We start from the raw sequence: 23,952 nt of genomic DNA on the forward strand, positions 1-23,952 counted from the left end.
CTGACATGAGCCGCTCCCTTTTCGCCGCCGGCATCGGGCTGATCGCCGTGGCCGTGCTGGCCTCCGCCTCCCTCTTCACCGTGAACGAGACCCAGCAGGCGCTGGTGCTGCAGTTCGGCGAGCCGCGCCGGGTCATCAAGGAACCGGGGCTGAAGGCCAAGATCCCCTTCATCCAGAACGTGGTGATCCTGGACCGCCGGGTGCTGGACCTGGACCCGCCGGTGGAACAGGTCATCCTGGCCGACCAGAAGCGTCTGGACGTGGACGCCTTCGCCCGCTACCGCATCCACAACCCGTTGCGCTTCTACCAGACGGTCAGCAACGAGGTGCGGGCGGAAAACCGCATGAACAGCATTGTCAACTCGGCGCTCCGCCGGGTGCTGGGCAGCGTGACGCTGCTGGCCGTGCTGTCGGAGGAACGCGCCCGCGTGATGAACGACATCCGCGCCCAGGTGAACGCCGAGGCGCAGGATCTGGGTATCGAGATCGTGGACGTGCGCATCCGCCGCGCCGACCTGCCGGAAGAGACCAGCCAGTCGATCTTCGCCCGCATGCGCTCCGAACGCGAACGCGAAGCCGCCGAGGCCCGCGCCCAGGGCCAGGAACAGTCGCAGCAGATCCGCTCGCGCGCCGAGCGCGAACGCACCGTGCTGCTGGCCGAGGCCCAGCGCGACGCCCAGAAGCTGCGCGGCGAGGGCGACAACCAGGCGCTGCGCATCATCGCCGATGCCACGGCCTCCGACACGCAGTTCTACACCTACTACCGTTCGCTGGAAGCGTACCGGAAGACCATGGGCAAGGGCGACACCACCTATGTCCTGTCGCCCGACAGCCCGTTCTTCCGCTTCTTCCGCGATTCACCCGTGCCCACGGGCGGGGCGGCTCCCGCCGCGCCGGCCCCGGCTCCGGCCCCCTGACGTGACGAAACGATGCCGCCGCCGTGGGAAACCACGGCGGCGGTGCCGTTATGAGACCGGATTGCCATGGAAGATCTTATGACCGGGCTGGCGCTGGTCCTGGTGGTCGAGGGTGTGCTCTACGCCCTGTTCCCCGGACCGATGCAACGCATGATCGTGCAGGCGCTGACCATGACCGAATCACAATTGCGGGCTGCCGGGCTGGCCGCTGCGGTCCTGGGGGTGGCGGCGGTGTGGCTGGTGCGCGGATAGGGCGTATGGCGGGCCGCCTTCGGCCCATATGCCATCTTTGCACCACACTCGTTTCCGCATAATGTTCCGATCACGTTCCGGCCCCAGACCCGCGGGGCCGGGGCTTTCCTCCGAAGACAGGGCGGGACCGGCGGCGCCGGATAAGAGCGTGAACAGGGAGACAGCCTCAGTGAATCGCCTCAATCCCAATGAGATTCGTCGGTGCCTCGGCGCCGGGCGCCGCACGGTGTCGCTCCTGGCCGCGTCCGTCACCACAGCCTTGGTGCTGACCGTCGCCCCCGCCGGGCTGGTCCCCGCCGCGGCCCAGGCCCGCACCGCCCCCGCCAGCTTCGCCGACCTGTCGGAAAAGCTGCTGCCGGCGGTGGTCAACATCTCCAGCACCCAGGCGGCCCCCCAGCGCCAGCAGGGCCAGCGCCCGGAACTGCCGCAGTTCCCGCCCGGCTCGCCGTTCGAGGAGTTTTTCAAGGACTTCTTCGACCGCCACGGCGGGGGGGGCGGTGGCCAGCCGCAGGACCAGCAGCAGCAGCGCAAGTCCACCTCGCTGGGGTCGGGCTTCATCATCGACGCCGTGAACGGCTATGTGGTCACCAACAACCACGTGATCCAGGACGCCGACGAGATCACGGTGATCCTGCATGACGACACCAACATCAAGGCCGAGCTGGTCGGGCGCGACAACAAGACCGATCTGGCGCTGCTGAAGATCAAGACCAGCCACCCGCTGACCGCCGTCGGCTTCGGCGACAGCGACGCCATGCGCGTGGGCGACTGGGTTCTGGCCATCGGCAACCCGTTCGGGCTGGGCGGCACGGTGACCGCGGGCATCATTTCCGCCCGCGCCCGCGACATCAACGCCGGCCCCTATGACGACTTCCTCCAGACCGACGCCGCCATCAACCGCGGCAATTCCGGCGGCCCCATGTTCAACATGAACGGGGAAGTCATCGGCATCAACACCGCCATCTTCTCGCCCTCCGGCGGGTCGGTGGGCATCGGCTTCGCCATCCCGGCCAACATCGCCCGCACGGTGGTGGCCCAGCTCAAGGAATTCGGCCACACCCGCCGAGGCTGGCTGGGTGTGCGCATCCAGAGCGTGACCCCGGAAATCGCCGAGAGCCTGGGGCTGGAAGGCAACAAGGGCGCGCTGGTCGCCTCCGTCACCCCCGGCGGGCCGGCGGCGGAATCGGGCATCCTGGCCGGCGACGTGGTGCTGAAGTTCGACGGCAAGGAGATCGGCGAGATGCGCCGCCTGCCGCGCGTGGTGGCCGAAACCCCCATCGGCAAGGCCGCCCCCGTCGAGGTGTGGCGCAAGGGCAAGCTCCAGACCGTGCAGGTCAAGGTGGGCGAGCTGGAAGCGGCGGAGGAATCCGGCCTGCTGACCAACCAGCCCGACGACAAGAAGCAGACCCCGGCCCAGCCGCCCAAGACCACCGACCTGCTGGGTCTGAAGCTGACCGGCATCACCCCCGACCTGCGCCAGCAGTACGAGCTGAAGCCGGAGCAGAAGGGCGTGCTGGTGACCGACGTGCAGAGCGGCACGCCCGCGGCGGAAAAGGGCATCCGCCCCGGCGACGTCATCATCGAGCTGAGCCAGGAAGAGGTGAAGGCCCCCGCCGACGTGGCCGCCAAGGTCCAGAAGGCCCGTGAGCAGAACCGCAAGTCGGTGCTGCTGCTGATCGAGCGCCAGGGCGACCTGCGCTTCGTCGCCCTGCCGCTGAACCAGGGCTGAGAACCGGGGCTGATTACGGACCCGCCTTCCCCCCGTCCGGTACGGGGGGAAGCGACCGGGCCAGGGTCGATTCCAGGGTTTCCCGCGCCGCCTGCAGCCGCACCAGCAGCGCATCGCGCACGTGGGTGCGGTTCATGTCGGGCAGCAGGTCGGCGATCTCCGCCGCCCGTTCCACCAGCAGCGCCGCCTGCACCCGGTCGGGCGGGTGGCGCAGCAGGGAATCCGCCAGCGAATCCCCCACGCGCCGGGCCAGCATGGCGCTTTGCAGCACCAGGAAATCGGCCAGCTCGTCCAGGGCCGGCGGGCGGCGGGCGTGGCCCAGCCGGGTGCAGAACCGGTGCAGCCACTTGATCTTGCGCACCAGCGCCGCAAACAGCAGCGTGTCAAAATCGGCGGAGGTCAGGGTTTCGCGCACCAGAACCACCAGCGCCTGGGCCAGCCGGGTGGCCGCATCCAGGTAATCGTCCAGCACCGCTTCGTCGGAGACCTTGACGAAGGGGGTCGGCTCCTCCTCCCGGTCCTGCAGGGCATCGAGGATGCGCAGGGCCAGAACCAGCAGATTGTCGATGGCCGCCAGCACCGTCAGGCTGTCGCGCAGCCGGATCAGGTCGCGGTTGTCCACATAGGCGTTGATGGTCTCGGCGGCATGGCGCAACGCCCGCCGCGCCACCCGGCGGGATTCGTACGCCACCCCGTTCAGCACCGACGGCTTGGCCCCCATGGTTTCCAGCACCAGCCGCAGCGCCTCCAGCCGCATCAGCGCCTGGGACAGCACCGTGACGTAATGGGTGGGGCCGGGGTTCGATTCCACATCGTGCAGGGCATTGGCCACCAGCGTGCGGCTTTCCAGTTCCACCGCGTTCGCCACCGCCAGCAGATGCGGGCGCCCGGCCCCGCGCAAGCACCGGGCGATGGTGCGCATGGCGTCCACCACATCCATCACGCTGGCCAGGCTGGCGTCGTCCGCTGGCACCTCCACGGCGCCGACGCTGGCCAGGCGGTCGATCACGTGGTCGCGGCAGGCCGGCAGGAACACGTCCAGCAGCACCGGGGCCGCCTGCCGCAGAGTGATGTCGTAGAGCCGGGCCGGCGACTGCCCGGCCAGACCCTGGCGCGGGTCGCCGGCCGCCGGCAGCAGCACCCGGCGGCGGTAGGGGTGCAGCAGCACCAGCAGGTCGCCCGCCCGCTCAGGGTTGAGCGTGCCGCGCAGCAGCCGGGCCGCCCGCACGGCATCCCCCGCTTCCATGATGCCGCGCAGCCGGCGGGGCCCGGTGCCGTGGGCCTTTGCCGCGGGCTGGAACGCCGTCCCGGCCCTGGCCGCCGCATCCGCCGCCGCGGGGACGGCGGGGGGAGGGGGCTGGGCCACCATGTCGCGCAGAACCTGCCACATGCTGTCGTGCCCTGCCTTGGGGGTGATCATTTGTTGGCCGCCCTGACGATCCTGCCTTCGCGGCTCTTATCACTATGTAACCTGGGAAAGCAGCGATGCAATATGAGGAAATCTATAGTCGCCACGAGCCATCCCCGTCTTCCCCTGTGACATCCGTTGTCACAGAAGAATTCCCCTGCTTTTTTCAATGTTTTTCCCGGAGCGCACACCCTTTTGAATTTGGCGCGGTTTTGAGCAGGTGCTGCCGTTTTTTGCATTTGCAGCAAACACTTGGCGTGAACCCGTATTTTCGTTATGGGTATCGGCAGGACGGCAGGGGTTCCCGGTGATGGCCGACGGCGGTGAGATCAGGGATGTGCATGGGCGCGTGGTGGACCCGGATTCACCGCTGGCCCTGCGCGGACACCGCACCAACCGGGTCGGCATCCCGGCCCAGATCCTGTGCACCACCGATTTCAACGACCAGCCGCGCACGCTGCGCATCCACGGCACCCGCTTCACCCACGCCTCCCTGTTCGACGGGCTGGACGCGGTGCCCGACGCCGATTTCGCCGCCGATCTCTTCATGAGCTACATGGAAGAGACGTTCGATCTGCACGCCGATTTCTCAGGCTCGCAAGGAGCCGACGGCAAGCGGCGGTTCCGCGCCAGCTACCTGCGCCTGCTCAAAGGGTGGATGTTCGATTCCAACGCGGCCGAGGGGGCGGTGCTGAAAGGCTGGGTGGAAAGCCGTTTCGGCCTGTTGCCCACCTATCACGGCGAACTGATCCGCCGCTTCGCGTCGGAAGCGTGGCAGCACTATGCGGAGCAGAAGCACTCCACCCGCTTCCACAACAACCACATCCACCTGCAGCTCGACCTGCTCTACGAATATTGCCAGTGGTGGATCCGGCGGGGGTGGCCGTGCGCGCCCATGCCGGCGCGGGCCCAGACCATCCGCCTTTACCGCGGCGTCAACAATTTCGAGGAACACCACATCGTCGCGCGCCCCGACAAGCGCACGGCGGTGCTGCGCCTGAACAACCTCAGCTCCTTTTCCATCGACCGCGACATAGCCGGCCAGTTCGGGGACTACATCCTTGAAGCGCAGGTTCCCGTTGTGAAAATAGTCTTCTTCCGCGACATCATCCCCCGCTACCCCTTCCAGGGGGAAGGGGAGTATCTGGTGGTCGGCGGCGATTACCGTGTGACGGTATCGCTGCTGTGACCGCGCTTATGGAAAGTCAGAGCCCGTGACCACGATCGACCCCGCCATCCGTTCCCGTGCGCTCGGCGCCTATCTCGGTCTTGCCTGCGGCGATGCCCTGGGCGCCACGGTGGAATTCCTGACCAAGGGCGAGATCGCGCACCAGCACGGCGTTCACAAGCACATCAAGGGCGGCGGCTGGCTGCGGCTGGCGGCGGGGCAGGTGACCGACGACACCGAGATGTCCATCCACCTGGGCCGCGCCATCCTCAAGGCCCCGGCGTGGGACGTGCGCAACGCCGCTGACGAATTCGCCATATGGTTGAAAGGTGTGCCGGTGGACGTGGGCGACACCACCCGCCGCGGCATCCGCCGCTACATCATGAACGGCACGCTGGAGGAGCCGCCGGGCGAGCATCTGGGCGGCAACGGGGCGGCTATGCGCAACCTGCCCGTGGTGTTGGCAACACTGGGCGACGAGGCGGCATGCCGGTCCTGGAGCATCGAGCAGGGTCACATCACCCACAACAACCCGCTGGCCGACGCCGCTCTGCTGGCGCTGGCGGCCATGGTGCAGCGGCTGATCCTGGGCGGCGGCGTGCGCGACGTGCGCGAGGAGGTCAATGCGCTGGTCGCCAAACATCGGGCGTTCAAGTTCGAACCCTACCGCGGCCTGTCCACCGCCTTCATCGTCGATACCATGCAGACGGTGATGCATTATTACTTCCAGACCGATTCGGTGGAAAGCTGCGTGGTGGAGACGGTGAACCAGGGCGGCGACGCTGACACCACCGGGGCGCTGGCCGGCATGCTGGCCGGGGCCACCTATGGCCTGGAGAGCATCCCCACCCGCTGGCTGAAGAAGCTGGACCCCAAGGTGAAGGCGGAAATCACCCAGCAGACCGACGATCTTCTGGCCCGCGCGCCGCTCTTTTCATCACCGTAACCCGAGGATGCTTTCATGGCCGACGTGATCTTCTATGAAAAGCCCGGCTGCGCCGGCAACGCCCGCCAGCGCCGCCTGTTGGAAGACGCCGGGCACCGGCTGGAGGTGCGCGATCTGCTGACCGCACCGTGGACGGCGGACAGCCTGCGTCCCTTCTTCGGCACCGCCCCGGTGGCCGACTGGTTCAACCGCGCCGCCCCGGCGGTAAAGGCGGGAGAGGTGGTGCCGGAAACCCTGGACGCCGATGCCGCACTGGCCATCCTGACCGAACGCCCGCTGCTGATCCGCCGCCCGCTGATGCAGGTGGGGGAGGAGCGCCGCTGCGGCTTCGACGCCGATGCGGTCAACGCCTGGATCGGGCTGGCCCCCGGTTCCGCCTCCGGCAATCTGGAGGGCTGCGCGCGGTCCGGCATGCCGCCGTGCCCGGCCCCGGCCAAGGCCGAGGCGTAACCGAACCGGAACCATGCCGCACGGCGCGTCAATCCGCGCGCCGTGCCGGACGCAAAGGCGCACGCCTTGCCTGTTCCGGCCGATATTGATAGCGTGCTATTCAATAGGAAGCTTTCAATATCGGACACACCATGAGCGGCGATTTACGGGCACGACGGGTCGGGACCATCGGCATCCTGCTTCAGGACACCGCGCGGGCGTGGCGGCTGGCGCTCGACCGCCGGCTGCATCCGCTGGGTCTGAGCCAGGCGAAATGGCGCGCTCTGGTGCTGGTGAAGCGGCTGGGTGAGGGCATCGCGCAAAAGGAACTGGCCGAGCATCTGGGGGTGGAGGGGCCGACGCTCGTCCGCCTGCTCGACCGGCTGGAGGCGGACGGGTGGGTGGAGCGGCGGCTGTGCCCCGACGACCGCCGGGGCCGCCGCATCCACCTGCTTCCCCGCGCACACGCCGTGCTGGCGCGGATCGAAGCCATCGCCATGGGCCTGCGTCACGAACTGCTGGCCGACGTCACCGACACGGATCTGGAGGCCATGGAACGGGCGCTGCTGTCCATCCGCCGCCGGGTGGACCATGCCGCGCACGGCCAGACCGGGGAGGGTCAGCCGTGAGCGCCGCCAACGAACACGCCACCCGCCAGCACCCGGATTGGAAGGCCACCGCCGCCGCCATCGTCGGCACCGCGTCGGTGGTGATGGCGGCCACCATCCTGAACGTGGCGCTGGCGCCGCTGATGGGGGTGTTCGCGGTGGACCAGCCGACCATCCAATGGCTGGTCACCGGATTCCTGGCCGCCATGACCACCGCCATGCTGGTCAGCGCCTGGAGCGTGGAGCGGTTCGGCATCCGCGCCACCTACATCGCCGCCATGGCGGTGTTCGTCGTGGGATCGGTGATAGGGGCTGTGGCGCCGGGCATGGGCTGGCTGATCGCCGCGCGGGTGCTGCAGGGGGCGGCGGCGGGGATCGTGCAGCCGCTGGGCATGCTGGTGGTGTTCCACGCCTTTCCGCCGGGGCAGCAGGGGCGGGGCTTCGGCCTCTATGGGCTGGGGGTGATCCTGTCGCCCGCCGCCGCCCCGGTGCTGGGGGGATTGCTGGTGGATCTGGTGTCGTGGCGGGCCACGTTCCTGGCCGCGGTGCCGTTCTGCCTGATGGGCATGGCGCTGGCCCGGGCCCATCTGCCGGGGCGGCACCCGTCGGAAACCCCGCCCCGCCCGCTGGACGTGGCGGGGCTGGTGCTGCTGGCCGGCACGCTGGCGGTGCTGCTGTGGGCGCTGTCCCGCGGCCTGCAGATCGGCTGGACCATCCCGGCGGTGCAGGGCGGGCTGGTGACCGGGGCCGTGGGGCTGGCCGCCTTCCTGGGGTGGGAGATGCGGTGCAAGGCGCCGCTGCTGAAACTGGCGGTGTTCCGCTCCGCCCCCTTCGTCGGCGGCTTTCTGCTGACGGTGGCGGTGGGGGGCGGGCTGTACGCCTCCACCTACCTCATCCCGCTCTATCTGCAGCAGGTGCTGGGGATGACGCCCAGCGGGGCGGGGCTGGTGCTGATGCCGGCGGGGCTGGCCATGGCCGCCACCTTCCCCTTTGCCGGGCGCATGGCCGACCGCCTGCCGCCGGCGGTGCCGGTGGTGCTGGGGGCGGCGCTGTTCGCCCTGTCCTGCGGGCTGCTGGCCATGGCCGGCGCCGGGCCGGCGGTGCCGTGGCTGGTGGTGTGGATTCTGCTGGGCCGGGTGGGGCTGGGCCTCATCATGCCTTCGGCCACCGCCGGATCGCTGGCCCGGCTGGACCGCGCCGACGTGCCACAGGCGTCGGGGGCGATGAATTTCGGGCGGCAGTTGGGCGGGTCGCTGTGCGTCAGCCTGATTTCCATCGTCTTCACCGCCGCCGCCGGCACCCACGCCGACGGCTTCGCCCTGCTGGACGCCGCCGGCCAGCGGCTGGCGCTGGCTCACGGGTATCAGGTGGCGTTCGCGGTGCTGGCCGTGGTGCAGGTGGTGGCGTTGGCGGCGCTGGGGCTGACGCGGCGGTAAAGCGGTGCTGCCGCCCCGGCCCCGCTTGGAGGCTGACGCCTCCAAACCTCCCCCTTTTTTATTGATAAAAAGAAAGGGGGTTTGGGGGACACCCCCAAACAGGTTTGGGCGGTAGCCCAATCACCCCCCGCGCCGCTTGTCGAAAGAGGCCCACACCCCGTCCGGACCGTCCCACTGGCCGCGGCTGGCGCCCTTGGAATATTCGGTGGCGCGCTGTTCGAAGAAGTTGGCGTGCTCCACCCCGTTCAGGATCTCCACCAGCCAGGGCAGGGGATGGGGCTTCACCGCCTCGTACCCGCCGTCCACCGGCTTGAAATAGCCGTAGAGTGTGGGCAGGCGAAGCTGGGTCAGGCGCCAGTCGGCGATGTAGTGGACGTACGCGCGGATATCCTCCGCCCGCATCCCCGCCACGGGGCCGAGCGCGAAGGCCAGCTCGATGAAGCGTTCCTCCAGCCCCACCATGGTGCGGCAAACGTCCAGGATGTCGTCGCGCACCGCGGGCGTCAGGGCGCCGGTTTCGCGGTTCCATTCGTGAAACAGGCGGATGATGCCCTCGCAATGCAGGCTCTCGTCGCGCACCGACCACGTGACGATCTGGCCCATCCCCTTCATCTTGTTGTGGCGGGGGAAGTTCAGCAGCATGGCGAAGCTGGCGAACAGGGCCATGCCCTCGGTGAAGGCGCCGAACATGGCCAGCGTGCGCGACACGTCGGCCACCGTGCCGGTGCCGAAACTGTGCATGTAATCGGCCTTGGCCCGCATCTCGGCATAGTCGCGGAAGGCGGCGAATTCCGTCTGCGGCATGCCCAGCGTGGTCAGCAGCAGGGCATAGGCGTCGATGTGCACCGTCTCCATGTTGGTGAAGGCGGCCATCATCATCTGCACTTCCAGCGGCTGGAAGATCGGCATGTAGCGTTTCAGGTAATTGTCGCTCACTTCCACGTCGCTCTGGGTGAAGAAGCGGAAGATCTGCGTCAGCAGGTTCCGTTCCCCGTCGCTGACGCGGGCGGAGGCCCAGTCCTTGATGTCCTCGCCCAGCGGCACTTCCTCGCCCATCCAATGGACCTGCTGCTGCTTTTTCCAATAGGCATAAGCCCACGGGTAGCGGTCCACATTGTAGGCGCCGGAGGCGTCGAGAAGCCCGACACGGCCCGTGCCGATCAGGGCGCGCGGATCCATGTGCGCAAGGGATGCGGTCATGATGGGGTGTCCGTTGCCGGTGCTCACTGGCAGGCCAGGCATTCTTCGTAATCGGTGCGGGCGGGGGCGGCATCGGCGCCGCGGTCCCGGTTGCCGCCGGCAAAGGCCGCGCGCTGCACCGATTTGGACCGGCAGTAATACAGGCTTTTCAGCCCCCGCTCCCACGCGGTCCAATGCAGCATGTGCAGATCCCATTTGTCGATGTCGCCCGGCAGGTAGAGGTTGATCGACTGGCTCTGGCAGACAAAGGGGGTGCGGTCGGCGGCGAAATCCACGATCCACCGCTGGTCGATTTCGAACGCGGTGCGGAACACCGCCTTTTCATCGTCGCTCAGCACGTCCAGATGCTGCACCGATCCTTCGTGCTCGATGATCGACTGCCACACCGCGGGCGTGTCGGCGCCGCGCCCGGCCAGCAGCCGTTCCAGATGCGGGTTGCGCACCGAGATCGACCCTGACAGGGTTTTGTGGGTGTAGATGTTGGCCGGGATCGGTTCGATGCAGGCGCTGGTGCCGCCGCAGATGATGCTGATGGACGCGGTGGGGGCGATGGCCAGCTTGTGGCTGAAGCGGGCGCGGATGTTGCGGTCGGCGGCGTCGGGGCAGGGGCCGCGCTCGTCGGCCAGCCGCACCGACGCGGCGTCGGCGGCCCGCCGGATGGTGCGGAAGAAGCGCAGGTTCCACGATTTCGCCAAAGCGCTTTCAAAGGGAATGCCGCGCGCCTGCAGGAACGAATGGAACCCCATCACCCCCAGCCCGACCGAGCGTTCACGCATGGCCGAGTAAACCGCACTCTCCATCCCCTCCGGTGCGTCTTCGATGAAGCGGGTCAGCACGTTGTCGAGGAAGCGCAGCACATCCTCCACCAGCGCGCCGTCGCCGCTCCACTGATCCCAGGTTTCCAGATTGAGGGAGGCGAGGCAGCACACCGCCGTGCGCTCGTTGCCCAGATGGTCGGTGCCGGTGGGCAGGGTGATTTCGCTGCACAGGTTGCTGGTGGTGACGCGCAGCCCCAGATCCCGCTGGTGCCGGGGCAGCGCCCGGTTCACCGTGTCGCCGAACAGCAGATAGGGTTCGCCGGTCTGCAGCCGGGTTTCCAGGATCTTCTGCCACAGTTGGCGGGCGCTCAGCGATTTCAGCACCTCCCCCGTCTTGGGGCTTTTCAGGAGGAAGGGGGTGTCGCCGCGCACCGCCTCCATGAACGCATCGGTGATGACCACGGCGTGGTGCAGGTTCAGGCTCTTGCGGTTGAAATCGCCCGAGGACTTGCGGATCTCCAGAAACTCCTCGATTTCCGGGTGGTGGATGTCGAGATAGACCGCCGCCGACCCGCGGCGCAGCGACCCCTGGCTGATGGCCAGCGTCAGGCTGTCCATCACCCGGATGAACGGGATGATGCCCGAGGTGGTGCCGCAGCCCTTCACCGGCTCGCCGATGGACCGCACCCCGCCCCAATAGGTGCCGATGCCGCCGCCGTTGGACGCCAGCCGCACGTTCTCGTTCCACACGCCGACGATGCCGTCCAGCGAATCCGGCACCGCGTTGAGGAAGCATGAAATGGGCAGGCCGCGGGAGGTGCCGCCGTTGCTGAGAACCGGTGTCGCCGGCATGAACCACAGCCGCGACATGGCGTCATAGATCCGCTGGGCGTGGGCGGCATCGTCGGCATAGGCCGCGGCCACGCGGGCGAACAGATCCTGATAGCTTTCACCGGGGAGCAGATAGCGGTCGTCCAGCGTCGCCTTGCCGAACGCGGTCAGGAGCGCGTCGCGGCTGCGGTCGATGCCCACCACCGTGGGGGACGGCGGCGTCCAGCGTTCCAGCGGCGCGCGGGTGACCGCCCGGTCCAGCGGGCGCGGGGGCAGGGCCACCAGATTGCCGTGATCGTCGAAATCCCGGCCAAAGCTGTACGGGGTGGCCGTCTGGGCGGTGGGCAAGGCAAGCGCCGGCATCGGTGGTCATCCTGTCGTGGGGTTGGACGGGACGCACGGCAAGCACGGCTGCGGATGTGGGCCACGGGGATGGCGCACAGGCGCAAGCGCACCACCGGGACACCCCGCCCGTGGACGTTCGTTCGGTTACGGCAGGTCTCCTGGCTTGCGGGTCACAGCACGTCCGTCCGGCCTTCCCAGCGCCCGAGGGGCGCCAGTGACACGAAAACGGCGGACACGCTCTCCGCTTACAGTTGCGGGGGCAGCGCCGGCATCGTTCCCGGACGGGGACTCACCGGCTTCCCTCTTAGCCCTGTATCTTGTTGGATGCAGGGAACCATAACGCTAAATATGGTATGTCATGGAAACGGGGGCGTCAAGATCTTCTCTTGAGCGCCCCCGTTTCACACCGCGTGTGTTGCCTCAATGGCGGCGGAATGTCAATTCCGCGTCATCTCAATCCCACACCGGCGCCAGCCCGGCGGGGCTGACCAGCCGCCCGTCCGGCGTGGCAAGGGCGTGGATGGCGGCCATATCCTCCGGCGGCAGGGTAAAATCGAAAATGGCGGCGTTTTCCGCCGCGCGCGCAGCACTCACCGTCTTGGACAGGGCGACGACGCCGGGCTGCTGCACCAGCCAGCGCAGCACCACCTGGGCCACCGTCCGGCCGTGGCGGGCGGCGACGGCCCGAAGCCGTTCGTCGGCCAGGACTTTGCCGTCGGCCATGGCGTAATAGGCGGTGACGGCCATGCCCGCCGCGCGCGCCGCGCCGATCACCGCCGTCTGGTCGAGATAGGGGTGGTATTCGATCTGGTTGGTCACCAGCGGGGCGGCGGACAGGCGCCCGGCCTCGGCCATCAGGGCGGTGGAGAAGTTGGACACGCCGATGTGGCGCACCTTGCCCGCCTGCCGCACGGCGTTCAGCGCGCCGATCTGCTCGGCCAGCGGCACATCCGCGTTGGGCCAGTGGAGCAGCAGCAGGTCCACGTAATCGGTGCCCAGCTTGCGCAGGCTCTCATCGACCGAGGCGTGGAAGGCGCTGTCCCGGTAATTCTTCACCCACACCTTGGTGGTCAGGAAGATGTCGCCGCGGGGAACGCCGGACGCCGCGATGCCGGCGCCCACCGCATCCTCGTTGCCGTAGATCTGGGCGGTGTCGATGTGGCGGTAGCCGAGAGCGAGGACGGCGGGCACCATGCGGGCGGTGTCGGGCCCCGGCATGCGGAAGGTGCCGAAGCCCAGGGCCGGAATGGCGGCGCCGTTGGCGGTGACGGTGTGCATGGACGAAATTCCTTCTTCGCGTCTTTGATCAGGCGGTACGGAGAATGGGCCGGGCCGCCCGGCTGTCGAGGGCACCGCTCCACAGGGTCAGCACCAGCGCACCGGCCACCATGATCCCGCCGACCCACGGTGTGGACCCCAGCCCCAGGGGGGATGCGGCCACCAGACCGCCGATCCACGCCCCCAGCGCGATGCCCAGGTTGAAGGCGGCGATGTTGAGGGCGGACGCCGTGTCCACCGCACCGGGGCGGTGCCGCTGGGCCAGTTGCACCACATAGAGCTGCAGCCCCGGCACGTTGGCGAACGACAGGAAGCCCAGGGCCGTCAGCGTGACAAGCGCCGGCACCGCCGACACCTGCGTCACCGTGAACAGCACCAGCACGGCGGCCTGCGCCAGGAACAGCCCGGCCAGCGCCTTCACCGGGTTGCGGTCGGCGATGCGCCCGCCCAGCAGGTTGCCCGCGGCGATGGCCGCGCCATAGAGGATGAGGATCAGGCTGACGTGGGACGCGGCGAAGCCGGTGATCGTCTCCAGGGTCGTCGCCAGATAGGTGAAGGTGACGAAGGTGCCGCCGTAGCCCAGCGCCGTCATGCCGAACACCAGCAGGAGCCGCCCCGACCCCAGCACCCGAACCTGATCGAGGAGGGAGGCCGGCGGCGCCTTGCGCAGCCCGGCGGGCAGCAGCACGGCGATGCCGGCGAAGGCGATCAGGCCCAGACCGGCCACCGCCCAGAAGGTGGCCCGCCACCCCAGCGTCTGGCCGATGAAGGTGCCGAGCGGCACGCCGGTGACGATGGCCACCGTCAGCCCCATGAACATCAGCGCGATGGCCGACGCGCGGCGGTCCGCCGGCACCAGCCCGGCGGCGATGGTGGCCCCGACGGAGAAAAACACCCCGTGGGCAAAGGCCGACAGCACGCGGGCCACCAGCAGCGTCTCGTACGATGCGCTGAGGGCCGCCAGGCTGTTGCCGGCGATGAACAGCAGCATCAGACCCAGCAGCAGCGGCTTGCGCTCCACCCGGCCGGTCAATGCGGTGAGCACCGGCGCGCCGACGGTGACGCCCAGGGCATAGACCGACACGATCAGCCCGGCCAGCGGCAGGGTGATGGCAAGATCCGCTGCCACGGACGGCAGCAGGCCGACCACGACGAATTCCGTCGTTCCGATCGCATAGGCCGCGATGGTCAAGGCATAGAGTGCGAGAGGCATGAGAGACATCCTTGCGGGACTGAGGGTGCCCCTCAAGATGCCCTCCACCCCACCGCGGCAGTAGCCGGGCCGGATTCACAAGACCTGTGAATTGAATTCTGCAATCCGGCAGCTATAGTGGAATACAGTTTTCATCACCAGGGGCGGCCCCCATGGATACCCGCAGCGGCGAGATGGGCGTGTTCATCGCCGTGGCCGAAGCCGGCAGCTTTTCCGCCGCCGGGCGCAAGGTGGGGCTGACCCCCTCGGCGGTGGGCAAGCTGGTGGGGCGGATCGAGGACCGGCTGGGGGCCGCACTGTTCGTGCGCTCCACCCGCACCCTGCACCTGACGGCGGAAGGGGCGCTGTATCTGGAGCGGGCGCGCCGCATCCTGGCCGACATGGACGACACGGAACGGCTGATCGCCACCGGCGCGGGGGCACAGCCGCGCGGGCGGCTGCGGGTCAGCGCGTCGGTGGGGTTCGGCGAATGCTGCCTGCTGCCGCGGGTGCCGGATTTCCTGGCGCTTTATCCCCAGGTCGAGCTGGATGTGTCGCTGACCGACGCGGTGATTGATCTGGTGGACGGCACCACCGACGTGGCGCTGCGCTCCGGCCCCTTGCGGGATTCGGCGCTGAAGGCGCGCAAGCTGCTGGAATCCCGGCGGGTGATCGTGGCCGCCCCCGATTACCTGCAGCGCCGCGGCGTGCCGGTCCACCCGCCGGATCTGCGGCATCACAACTGCCTGCGCTTCAACTTCCGCCGCAGCCTGGACGAATGGCCGTTCCGCGATCCCGGCAGCGGCGAGCCGTACACCCTGGCCGTCACCGGCAACGCCCACGGCAGCAACGGCGTGATCCTGCGCCATCTGGCGCTGCGCGGGCTGGGTCTGGTGCGGCTGGGCGCCTTTCACGTGGCGGCGGACGTGGCCGCCGGGCGGCTGATACCGGTGCTGGAGGACCACAACGCCGGAGACATCGAGATGGTCCATGCCGTCTATGTGGGCCACGACCATCTGGCCGTGCGCATCCGCGCCTTCGTCGATTTCCTGGCCGGCGCCATTGGACGGGAGCGGGCGGACAGGAGCGGGCTTGAGTCCCCCCGCGCCACTGGGTCATGATCGGAGACCTTCCGCCGATTCCGCAAGGACAGCCCGCCCGATGACCGCTTCCCCCGCCGTGCGCGTCCGCCCGTCCCATGACGGCGACGTGGCCGCCATCACCGCCATCTACGCCCATCACGTGCTGAACGGCACCGCCTCGTTCGAAGAGGTGGCCCCCGACGCCGCCGAGATCGCCCGCCGCCGGGCGGGGATGCTGGCACAGGGCTTCCCCTATCTGGTGGCCGAGATCGGGGGGGAGGTGGTGGGCTATGCCTACGCCGGCCTGTACCGCACCCGCAGCGCCTACCGCTTCACGGCGGAGGATTCCATCTACATCCACCCGGACCGGGCGCGGCAGGGGATCGGACGGGCGCTGCTGCCGGAGTTGCTGGACCGCTGCACAGCACTGGGATACCGGCAGATGGTGGCGGTGATCGGCGGCACCGACAATCTGGGGTCCATCGGCCTGCACGCCGCCTTCGGCTTCACCCATGCGGGGCGCCTGCCGGCGGTGGGGTTCAAGTTCGGGCGCTGGATCGATTCCGTGCTGATGCAGCGGCCTTTGGGGGATGGGGACGGCACGCCGGCCGCCTAATCCGGGCGCGCATACAGGCACCGGCGCACCGCATCGGTCAGACCCAGCGCCGTCACTCCCTGCACCAGCGCCGCCCGCACCCCCGGCGGCAGGCCGGACAGGCGGGGGCCGAGGCCGGCGCGCCGGGTCAGATCCTGCGTCGCGTCACGGTCATAGGCCACGCGGTGGACGGTGGCCGCGCGGGCGCCGGTGTCCAGGATCATGAAACTGGCCCGCGCATCGCCCCCCCGCGGTTCGCCCACGCTGCCGGGGTTCAGCAGACACAGACTCTCCCCGTCCAGCGGCACCCGCCCGCCGTTCCCTTCGCTCAGGGTGCCGTCGCGGGACCGCTGGAACACCCCGGCGCGGTGGGTGTGGCCGAAGGCGGCCATGCGCACCCCCGAGGGGTGGGCGGCCAGGGCGTCGAAGCTGAGCGCCCGCCGCTCCGGCGTGTCCAGCCGCACCAGTTCGCACCCCGCGTCCGGGTGCAGGGCGCCGTGGACCATCGCCACCTGATCCGCCGCCACCCGCTTGACCGGCAGGGCGGCCAGCAGTGCCTTGGACTCCGCGTCCAGGGTACGGCGGGTCCATTCCACCGCCCGTGCCGCGATGGGGCTGAAGCCGCGGGTGGTGATCTGGCCGGTCACGGCGCGGTCGTGGTTGCCGGCCACGCACACGGCATCGGCCTGCCGCAGCAGGGCGATGCAGGCCGCCGGCTCGGCGTTGTAGCCCACGATGTCGCCCAGACACAGGATGCGCTCGGCCCCCTGCCGCCGGGCGGTGTCGAGCACCGCGCGCAGGGCGGCGGCGTTGGCGTGGATGTCGGACAAAATGGCAAGGCGCATGGGCGTCATCCCTTGGCCGGAACGGGAGCGGGGCGGCGGGACAGGCGCGCCAGCGCCCGCCCGCCGAAGGACTGGAGGAAGGGCAGGGGGTCGTGCAGGGCGGCGGCCTTGGCGTCGCACGCCGCCACCCAGGCCAGCCACGCGGCCAGCGGCACGCTGGACTCCCGCGCCGCCAGCCGGTCCTTGGTCACATGGCACCATGTGGCCCCGGCCCGCGCCCGGCCTGCCGCCGGGCGCCGCCGCCCGGTCAGGTCGGCCCAGATCAGCGCCGGCAGGTTCACCCCCGCCCTGGCCCCCAGATGGTGCCACAGGGTGAAGCGCGGGTTGACCTCCAGCAGATGCAGCCGCCCGTCGGGGCCGCGCTTGAAATCGAACTTGGCGGTGCCGGTCAGGCCCAGCGTCTCCACCAGCCGCCGGCCCAGCCCCAGCACGTCGGGGGCGTCGGTGATGGTCAGCGCCGTGCTGTGGCCGTAGTCGAGCGGGTAGGTGCGGATCTTCGCCCCGGTGAAATCCCCGGCGATGCCGCCCCGGCCGTCCACATAGACGTGATAGCTCTCGATGGCCGATTCCGGGCCGGGGATCATCTCCTGAGCCAGCACGGGGATGCCCAGAGCCTGCAGGCGGGGCCACAGGGCGTCCAGCTCGTCCTGCGAGCGGACGGGGATGGCCTTGCCCACCCCCTCCACCGCGTCCCACGGCCCGGTGCGGGTCAGCGGCTTGACGATCACGGGATAGCGCAGGTCCAGCCGCGGCGGGGTTTCCTGCGTGGGATCGAGCCGGCGGGTGGGCGGCACCGGCAGCCCCAGCCGCTCGGCCAGGGCCTGGAACCGCGCCTTGTCCACCAGATCCTCCACCAGCTCCGCCCCGGCGATCACCATGCGGAAGGCCGGCTGCAGCGCCTCCCGGCGGCGGGAGACCAGCAGCAACTGCGCGTCGTCCTGATAGAACAGCACCGGCGGCGCCGGCTGGCTGCGGGCGAAATCCAGCAGCCGGGCCAGCAGGGCGGCGGGGGCCGTGTCCGCCACCTCCTCGCCGATCACGGCGTGGGTGTAGCGGGAATGGCGGACGGGGGCGCCGGGGGGCGCCACCACGGCGCAGCGGACACCGGCCAGCCCCAGCGGGCGGACCAGATCCAGATCGCCCAGCACACAGGCCATGGGGGCGGTCGTCACGGTGGTCATGAGGCGTCTCCCGAAAGGGCCAGACGGGGGCGGGGCGGACGGCGGAGCAGGGCTTTCAGGCGGGCGCGCAGTTGGCACAGCCGTTCCTCAACCCGCCGGCCCAGCCGGTCGGGGCCGGCGGCCAGCCAGTTCATGGGCTGGCCGCCGTTGGCCAGCAGCGGCTTGTGCCCCGCCGGGGTGGACATGAAGTCGTAAACGCCCTCGCCGCGGGCCAGGGTGTCCTCGATGGCCAGGACGTGGCTGACCAGACCGGGCTTCAGCCGGTTGTCGGCCTCATAGGCGAAACCGCCCTGGTAGTTCATCACCCGCCCGCGCCAGACGAAATTGTACAGGAACCCGATGGCCCGGTCCCCGGCCTCCACGCGGCACAGGCGCACCAGCCCCGCCGGCACGCCCGCGGCGATGAGATCCCGGTGGAAGGGGCGGAAGGCCGGGTTGGCGAAGGCCCCCGCCTGACCGCGCGCCACCCAGCTTGCCTGATGCAGGGGTTCCAGGGCGGCGAAATCCGCCAGCGCCTCCGCGGCCGTGGCAGCGGCGCGGAAGGTCACCGGCCCCCGTTCCCCGTAAAGCCGCAGAGCGCGCTTCAAAGCCGCGCGGGTGTTCTTTCCCAGCGTGGCGCGGTAATCCCCGCCGCCGCGCAAGCCCGCCAGATCCACCCATTGGGCGGCGTCGGCATGGTGCAGGCGCACGGCCAGCCCGGCATCGCCCGCCGCCCGCCGGGCTGCGGCCTCGGCGGCGGCGTCCAGCCCGGCCAGCAGCATGTCGTCGAACCCCGGCAGATGGCGGCTGAGCCAGCCGAAGCACGCCGCCAGCACGGCATCGGCGCACCGCCGGTCGGCCAGGATGCCGTTGTATTCCACGAACAGCCGGTCGAACACCGGGTCGCCGCTCTCGTGCAGCAGCCAGCAGCGGGTGCGCAGCAGGGCAAAGCGCCACAGGGTGCGCCGGCACAGGACGGCCAGCCCCACCACCTGCTCCCCCCGCCGGGCCACCAGCAGATGGGGGGCCGAACCGGGGGGAAGATGGTGCAGCCACGTGCCCACCCACAGCCACGACAGGAAGAAGGAGCCGTCGGCCCGCCCCTCCAGATCCCGCCACATCGGCTCAACCGCCGCGGGACGGTCGAGAGGCCGCAGGGTGACGGTGACCGGCTGCGTATGATCCGCAATCGGGGGCGGGTCTGGGTCGGCGGCGGGAAGCGGGCAGGGCATGGCCGCGGATCTCCGGTGGACGGGGATCTCGCATCAACGCACATTCCCGGCCCCGGTTGCGGACGCAGACGGCGGTGCCGCCTTCGCGCCACCGGCACCAAGCGGTATCCCGCCATCGCTCCGTCCCGCTTGCCCCCTTTGACCCGTTGCCGTCGGGGAAAACGGCGGGCGGGGCGGTTTGTCGCGTTGATTGTTTCGCAGACACGTCCGATCTTTTCGCACCATGAGCACCGACGATCCCAAGAAGACCGACCCGGCCATGGATGAACTCCTGGGCAACCTGCGGTCCCTGTTCGAAACCGAACGCGAACGGATGGAGGAAGGGCGGGCCATCGACGCCAAGCTCAACCGCTCCGTCGCCCTGCACGAGGCGGGGCAGGGGGAACTGCGCGCCCATCTGCTGCGGCTGGAATCCCTGCTGGAACATGTGCTGGACGGCCAGACCCGGCTGAACCGCCGCCTGGACGCGCTGGAGTCCCAACGCAGCGATGCCCTGCGGATGGAGGATCTGCTGCTGCGGTTGCTGGGCGCGCCGTCGGGGGGGCGGCTGAACTGACGGGGCCGCCTTTTTCGGGGCAGCCTTGAACCACGGACAGGTTGCGCAAAGCGCCCTGCCGCCCTAGCTTGCTGGTCCTACCAAGAAGCCAGCCCTGGGGAGGGGTTTTCCATGTCCGCCGTCATCGCCGCACCGCGCGCCGTCGTTCCCGAAGAGGCCCTGGCCGAGCTGCGCGCGCTGCTGGGCAACCGGCTGTCCACCGCCGCCGCCGTCCGTGAGCACCATGGCAAGGATGAATCCTACCACCCCATCCTGCCCCCCGATGCCGTCGCCTTCGCGGAATCGACCGAAGAGGTCAGCGCGGTCGTGAAGGTCTGCGCCAAGCACCGCATTCCCATCATCCCGTTCGGCACCGGCACCTCGCTGGAAGGCGGGGTGGGCGCCCTGCGCGGCGGCGTGTGCATCGACGTGTCGGGCATGCGCGAGATCCTGCGCGTGTCCACCGACGATCTGGACGTGACGGTCCAGGCCGGCGTGACCCGCAAGCAGTTGAACGAGCATCTGCGCGACACCGGCCTGTTCTTCCCCATCGACCCCGGCGCCGACGCCAGCATCGGCGGCATGACCGCCACGCGGGCCAGCGGCACCAACGCCGTGCGCTATGGCACCATGCGCGAAAACGTGCTGGGGTTGACGGTGGTGCTGGCCGACGGGCGCATCATCAAGACCGGCGGGCGGGCGCGCAAATCCGCCGCCGGCTACGACCTGACCCGGCTGTTCGTCGGCTCCGAAGGGACGCTGGGCATCATCACCGAGGTCACGCTGCGCCTCTACGGCATCCCGGAAGCGGTGTCGGCGGCGGTCTGCGGCTTCAAGGACATCCGCGGGGCGGTGGACACGGTGATCCTGACCATCCAGTCCGGCGTTCCGGTCGCCCGCATCGAGCTGCTGGACGAGGTGCAGATGGGGGCGGTCAACGCCTATTCCAAGCTGGATTACCCAGTGGCCCCGACCCTGTTCTTCGAATTCCACGGCACCGGACGCGGCGTGCAGGAACAGGCGGAAATGGTCGCCGCCATCGCCAAGGACAACGGCGGCATGGAGTTCCAATGGGCCACCCGGCCCGAGGACCGCTCGCGCCTGTGGCAGGCGCGGCACGACGGCTATTACGCCGCTCTGGCCCTGCGCCCCGGTTCCAAGGGCTGGCCCACCGACGTGTGCGTGCCCATCTCGCGGCTGGCCGACTGCATCCTGGAAACCAAGAAGGACATCGCCGAATCCGGCATGCTGGCCCCGCTGGTGGGCCATGTGGGCGACGGCAATTTCCATCTGGTCTACGTCATCGACCCCGATCGGCCCGAAGAACTGGCCAAGGCCCAGGAACTGGCCGACCGCATGGTGGACCGGGCGCTGGCCATGGGCGGCACCTGCACCGGCGAGCACGGCATCGGCTATGGCAAGATCGACTTTCTGGAAAAGGAGGCCGGCGACGCCTTTGCCGTGATGGGCACGGTGAAGACGGCGCTGGACCCCCTCAACATCCTGAACCCCGGCAAGGTGGTGCGGGTGTAAGGACGAAAAAGCGCCCTTTCCGGTCCTTCGCAGGCCGGGGAGGGCGCTTTGGTCACGCCACCAGCGTGACGGCGATGGCCACCATGACGGCGCCGATGCCCCCGTCCAGCACCCGCCACGCGCCGGGCCGGGCGAACACGGGCCGCAGCAGCCGTGCCCCATAGCCCAGCGAAAAGAAGAAGGTAAACGACGCCGCCATGGCCCCCAGGGCAAAGGCGCCCTTGTTCCCGGTGAATTGGATCGAAACCGACCCGACCAGCACCACCGTGTCCAGATAGACGTGCGGGTTCAGCCACGTCAGCGCCAGGCAGGTGGCGAGAGTCGCCCCCAGCCCCGCCGGCACCGCCTCCGCCGGCATCAGGGCGCCATCCGCCCGCACCGCCGCGCGGAAGCTGCGCAGCCCATAGACCAGCAGGAACGCCGCCCCGCCATAGCGCAGCACCGGTTCCAGCCACGGCACCCACGCCCCCGCCTGCGCAAACCCGCCGACCCCCGCCAGGATCAGCACCGCATCCGACAGGGCGCAGACCAGACAGACGGCCAGGACATGCTCGCCCCGCAGCCCCTGGCGCAGCACGAAGGCGTTCTGCGCCCCGATGGCGACGATCAGGCTGAGGCCGAGAAGAAGGCCGGGGAGAAAAGCGGACAGCATGGCGGACCCATCCCATGTCGGTGTGCCGTGGCGGCGTGGATGAGGGTTCACTAGCACGGGCCGCAGGATTAGAATGCTTAAACATCCTTATTCCAATTAAGGAACGCTTATCTTCATGCTGGATTACGCCCTGCTGTCGGCCCTGGCCGCGGTGATCCGCACCGGCAGTTTCGAACGCGCCGCCCAACAGCTTCACATCACCCCCTCGGCGGTGTCGCAACGGGTGAAGCTGCTGGAAGAACGGGTGGGCACGGTTCTGGTGGTGCGCGGCAGTCCCTGCACCGGCACGCCGGGAGGATTGCGCCTGTGCCAGCATGTGGAGCAGGTGGCGCTGCTGGAAAGCGACCTGCGCCAGGATCTCCCAGCCATGGAGCAGGGAGACGGGGAGGGCGCCCCGGTCACCGTGCGCATCGCGGTAAACGCCGACAGCCTCGCCACGTGGTTCATCGCCGCCATGGCCGGGGCTGAGGGCTGTCTGTTCGACCTCGTTCTCGACGACCAGGACCACAGCGCCGACTGGCTGCGTCGGGGCGAGGTGCTGGCCGCCGTAACCTCCAGCCCCCACCCGGTCCAGGGCTGCGACAGCACCCCGCTGGGGTCGCTGCGCTACATTGCCACCGCCAGCCCGGCTTTCATGGCCCGTCATTTCGCCGATGGCGTGACGCCGGACAGCTTGGCCCGCGCGCCGCGTCTGACCTTCAATCCGAAGGACCGGCTGCAAAGCCAATGGATACGGCAGGTTTTCGGCGCCGAGATCCCATCTCCCACCCATTGGCTGCCGTCGTCGCAGGCCTTCGTCGATGGCGCTCTGGCCGGACTGGGCTGGGGCATGAACCCGGAAACGCTGGCGGCCGGCGCTTTACGCGACAACCGGCTGCTGGCCTTGGTTCCGGGCCGGCCGCTCGACGTGCCGCTGTTCTGGCAACGCAGCCGCATCGCCAGCCGCCGGCTGGACAGCCTGACGCGGGCGGTGGTGCGGAGCGCAGGACAGGCCCTTTGTCTTTCATACGAAACAGAGGCCTGAGGGAAACAGAGGTCTGAGCAACAGCGGAACAGATACGATGCACCAATCTTATTTTCCATAATGTAAATTATGTGATCTTGCTGACTCTTGGGGCAGGTTCTATTCTGAAGTGCGACTTTTGTTTTATAACAAGGGGTTAGGCTTCAGGGGCGGCTATGTTCGTGGTTCCTCGGGCATTTTCCATATCTTCCAGTTCCTTGATCAATGACCACAGTATCCGGTGGCATTCATTGTAGCACTCGATGCGGTCGCCAAGAGTGGCAAAGAGGTAACGGACTTTTACGGCCGCCCCTTGCGGTGTCCGGGCCGGAAGCGCAGCCAACCGTTGGCGCGTCTGAAAGACCATCTCCCAACAGCGTTCCTGTTGGTCTTCCGGCAGGTCATCGGAAAGAGCCTCGGCCATGACGCTGGCGTGCTTCCATTCCTCGAACGTCGCAAGGAGCTTGGCGTCGGGGTGGCGGCTCGGGCGGAAGCCGCGGGGTTTGTCGGTTTGGCTCATGAACCCGGCCTCGTGGTTGGTCATCAATCATGGGCAGGAGTGCCCGCGGCGCCTTGACTCATACGGATGACCTCCAAAAAACACTTTTTGCCTATAACTATTCCATGATCCCTCTTCGGACAGAAAGATGCTTGCCATCTGCTGCCGGGCACCCTGGCCGGGTCTCCATAGCGCTTATTTTAACATTAAAAAAATGCTGTTGATAATTTTAATGTATATTTCAATTGTAGATATTTGTTGACAGAAGCACCGGGAATCCGTGAAATAGCCGTGCTGATGCAGGGACACAGCTGTTCCG

The 23,952-nt window shown here is 68.8% G+C and carries 23 protein-coding genes and 1 riboswitch; of the genes, 13 read left to right on the forward strand and 10 right to left on the reverse strand.

Annotation, left to right across the window (positions count from 1 at the left end; translation table 11 throughout):
- Positions 1 to 5 precede the first annotated feature (5 nt).
- From hflC to M2352_RS22875, 3 genes are all read left to right on the forward strand, one after another.
- Positions 6 to 917 (forward strand): protease modulator HflC, encoded by a 912-nt coding sequence (gene hflC, locus M2352_RS22865; protein WP_264666838.1) that lies wholly within the window; start codon positions 6 to 8, stop codon positions 915 to 917.
- Between the two features lie 66 nt (positions 918 to 983).
- Entirely contained in the window at positions 984 to 1,169 is a 186-nt protein-coding gene (locus M2352_RS22870; protein WP_264666839.1) for a DUF2065 domain-containing protein, read from the forward strand.
- 226 nt (positions 1,170 to 1,395) lie between these two features.
- A complete protein-coding gene (locus M2352_RS22875) occupies positions 1,396 to 2,898 on the forward strand; it encodes a DegQ family serine endoprotease (protein WP_264666840.1) in 1,503 nt (500 codons plus the stop codon).
- Between the two features lie 13 nt (positions 2,899 to 2,911).
- On the opposite strand, the gene M2352_RS22880 is transcribed toward M2352_RS22875, so the two are convergent.
- The gene (locus M2352_RS22880) at positions 2,912 to 4,318 is read right to left on the reverse strand and encodes a hypothetical protein (protein WP_264666841.1); all 1,407 of its coding nucleotides are present in this window, start codon (positions 4,316 to 4,318) and stop codon (positions 2,912 to 2,914) included.
- Positions 4,319 to 4,616: 298 nt separating this feature from the next.
- Here M2352_RS22880 and M2352_RS22885 point away from each other — a divergent pair, with 298 nt between their 5' ends.
- The 5 genes from M2352_RS22885 (at position 4,617) to M2352_RS22905 (ending at position 8,893) form a co-directional block, all read left to right on the forward strand.
- Positions 4,617 to 5,495, forward strand: coding sequence for an NAD(+)--dinitrogen-reductase ADP-D-ribosyltransferase (locus tag M2352_RS22885; protein WP_264666842.1), 879 nt, complete (start codon positions 4,617 to 4,619; stop codon positions 5,493 to 5,495).
- Positions 5,496 to 5,529: 34 nt separating this feature from the next.
- Positions 5,530 to 6,420, forward strand: a complete 891-nt coding sequence (draG, locus tag M2352_RS22890; RefSeq protein WP_264667352.1) for an ADP-ribosyl-[dinitrogen reductase] hydrolase — start codon at positions 5,530 to 5,532, stop codon at positions 6,418 to 6,420.
- Positions 6,421 to 6,435: 15 nt separating this feature from the next.
- Positions 6,436 to 6,870, forward strand: coding sequence for an ArsC/Spx/MgsR family protein (locus M2352_RS22895; RefSeq protein ID WP_264666843.1), 435 nt, complete (start codon positions 6,436 to 6,438; stop codon positions 6,868 to 6,870).
- A 131-nt stretch (positions 6,871 to 7,001) separates the two neighbouring features.
- Complete coding sequence (locus M2352_RS22900) at positions 7,002 to 7,478, forward strand: MarR family winged helix-turn-helix transcriptional regulator (RefSeq protein ID WP_264666844.1); 477 nt, start codon at positions 7,002 to 7,004, stop codon at positions 7,476 to 7,478.
- The gene (locus M2352_RS22905; protein WP_264666845.1) at positions 7,475 to 8,893 is read left to right on the forward strand and encodes a DHA2 family efflux MFS transporter permease subunit; all 1,419 of its coding nucleotides are present in this window, start codon (positions 7,475 to 7,477) and stop codon (positions 8,891 to 8,893) included. Before M2352_RS22900 ends, M2352_RS22905 begins: the two co-directional genes overlap by 4 nt.
- Before the next feature lie 120 nt (positions 8,894 to 9,013).
- On the opposite strand, the gene M2352_RS22910 is transcribed toward M2352_RS22905, so the two are convergent.
- From M2352_RS22910 to M2352_RS22925, 4 genes are all read right to left on the reverse strand, one after another.
- Entirely contained in the window at positions 9,014 to 10,093 is a 1,080-nt protein-coding gene (locus M2352_RS22910; RefSeq protein WP_264666846.1) for a ribonucleotide-diphosphate reductase subunit beta, read from the reverse strand.
- 23 nt (positions 10,094 to 10,116) lie between these two features.
- Positions 10,117 to 12,045 carry a ribonucleoside-diphosphate reductase subunit alpha gene (locus M2352_RS22915; RefSeq protein WP_264666847.1) on the reverse strand — a complete coding sequence of 643 codons (1,929 nt, stop codon included), beginning with the start codon at positions 12,043 to 12,045 and terminating at the stop codon, positions 10,117 to 10,119.
- 113 nt (positions 12,046 to 12,158) lie between these two features.
- A riboswitch (cobalamin riboswitch) is annotated at positions 12,159 to 12,381 on the reverse strand.
- Between the two features lie 99 nt (positions 12,382 to 12,480).
- On the reverse strand, positions 12,481 to 13,305 hold the full coding sequence (locus M2352_RS22920; protein WP_264666848.1) for an aldo/keto reductase: 825 nt from the start codon (positions 13,303 to 13,305) through the stop codon (positions 12,481 to 12,483).
- A gap of 28 nt (positions 13,306 to 13,333) precedes the next feature.
- Positions 13,334 to 14,518, reverse strand: a complete 1,185-nt coding sequence (locus M2352_RS22925) for an MFS transporter (protein ID WP_264666849.1) — start codon at positions 14,516 to 14,518, stop codon at positions 13,334 to 13,336.
- A gap of 152 nt (positions 14,519 to 14,670) precedes the next feature.
- Between M2352_RS22925 and M2352_RS22930 the strand changes: the two genes are divergently transcribed.
- Together M2352_RS22930 and M2352_RS22935 are read left to right on the forward strand one after the other, a co-directional pair.
- Positions 14,671 to 15,618, forward strand: a complete 948-nt coding sequence (locus tag M2352_RS22930) for a LysR family transcriptional regulator (protein ID WP_264666850.1) — start codon at positions 14,671 to 14,673, stop codon at positions 15,616 to 15,618.
- Positions 15,619 to 15,658: 40 nt separating this feature from the next.
- On the forward strand, positions 15,659 to 16,195 hold the full coding sequence (locus tag M2352_RS22935) for a GNAT family N-acetyltransferase (RefSeq protein ID WP_406567308.1): 537 nt from the start codon (positions 15,659 to 15,661) through the stop codon (positions 16,193 to 16,195).
- On the opposite strand, the gene M2352_RS22940 is transcribed toward M2352_RS22935, so the two are convergent.
- The 3 genes from M2352_RS22940 to M2352_RS22950 are packed head-to-tail and all read right to left on the reverse strand — an operon-like array spanning position 16,192 to position 19,411.
- Entirely contained in the window at positions 16,192 to 17,019 is an 828-nt protein-coding gene (locus tag M2352_RS22940; RefSeq protein ID WP_264666851.1) for a metallophosphoesterase family protein, read from the reverse strand. The two genes, M2352_RS22935 and M2352_RS22940, sit on opposite strands and share 4 nt — an antisense overlap.
- Positions 17,020 to 17,024: 5 nt before the next feature.
- Positions 17,025 to 18,200: a carboxylate--amine ligase gene (locus M2352_RS22945; protein ID WP_264666852.1), complete on the reverse strand. Its 1,176-nt coding sequence runs from the start codon at positions 18,198 to 18,200 to the stop codon at positions 17,025 to 17,027.
- Positions 18,197 to 19,411 (reverse strand): GNAT family N-acetyltransferase, encoded by a 1,215-nt coding sequence (locus M2352_RS22950; RefSeq protein WP_264666853.1) that lies wholly within the window; start codon positions 19,409 to 19,411, stop codon positions 18,197 to 18,199. The genes M2352_RS22945 and M2352_RS22950 overlap by 4 nt, the downstream gene beginning before the upstream one ends.
- A gap of 223 nt (positions 19,412 to 19,634) precedes the next feature.
- Between M2352_RS22950 and M2352_RS22955 the strand changes: the two genes are divergently transcribed.
- A complete protein-coding gene (locus tag M2352_RS22955; protein WP_264666854.1) occupies positions 19,635 to 19,967 on the forward strand; it encodes a hypothetical protein in 333 nt (110 codons plus the stop codon).
- Positions 19,968 to 20,078: 111 nt separating this feature from the next.
- Positions 20,079 to 21,479, forward strand: a complete 1,401-nt coding sequence (locus tag M2352_RS22960) for an FAD-binding oxidoreductase (protein WP_264666855.1) — start codon at positions 20,079 to 20,081, stop codon at positions 21,477 to 21,479.
- 52 nt (positions 21,480 to 21,531) lie between these two features.
- On the opposite strand, the gene M2352_RS22965 is transcribed toward M2352_RS22960, so the two are convergent.
- Positions 21,532 to 22,131 carry a LysE/ArgO family amino acid transporter gene (locus M2352_RS22965; protein ID WP_264666856.1) on the reverse strand — a complete coding sequence of 200 codons (600 nt, stop codon included), beginning with the start codon at positions 22,129 to 22,131 and terminating at the stop codon, positions 21,532 to 21,534.
- Between the two features lie 115 nt (positions 22,132 to 22,246).
- Here M2352_RS22965 and M2352_RS22970 point away from each other — a divergent pair, with 115 nt between their 5' ends.
- Positions 22,247 to 23,155: a LysR family transcriptional regulator ArgP gene (locus tag M2352_RS22970; protein WP_264666857.1), complete on the forward strand. Its 909-nt coding sequence runs from the start codon at positions 22,247 to 22,249 to the stop codon at positions 23,153 to 23,155.
- A 136-nt stretch (positions 23,156 to 23,291) separates the two neighbouring features.
- Here M2352_RS22970 and M2352_RS22975 read toward each other — a convergent pair whose 3' ends face one another.
- Positions 23,292 to 23,654, reverse strand: a complete 363-nt coding sequence (locus tag M2352_RS22975; RefSeq protein ID WP_264666858.1) for a hypothetical protein — start codon at positions 23,652 to 23,654, stop codon at positions 23,292 to 23,294.
- Positions 23,655 to 23,952: the final 298 nt, after the last annotated feature.

The sequence above is a fragment of the Azospirillum fermentarium genome, assembly GCF_025961205.1.
GTDB lineage: Bacteria > Pseudomonadota > Alphaproteobacteria > Azospirillales > Azospirillaceae > Azospirillum > Azospirillum fermentarium.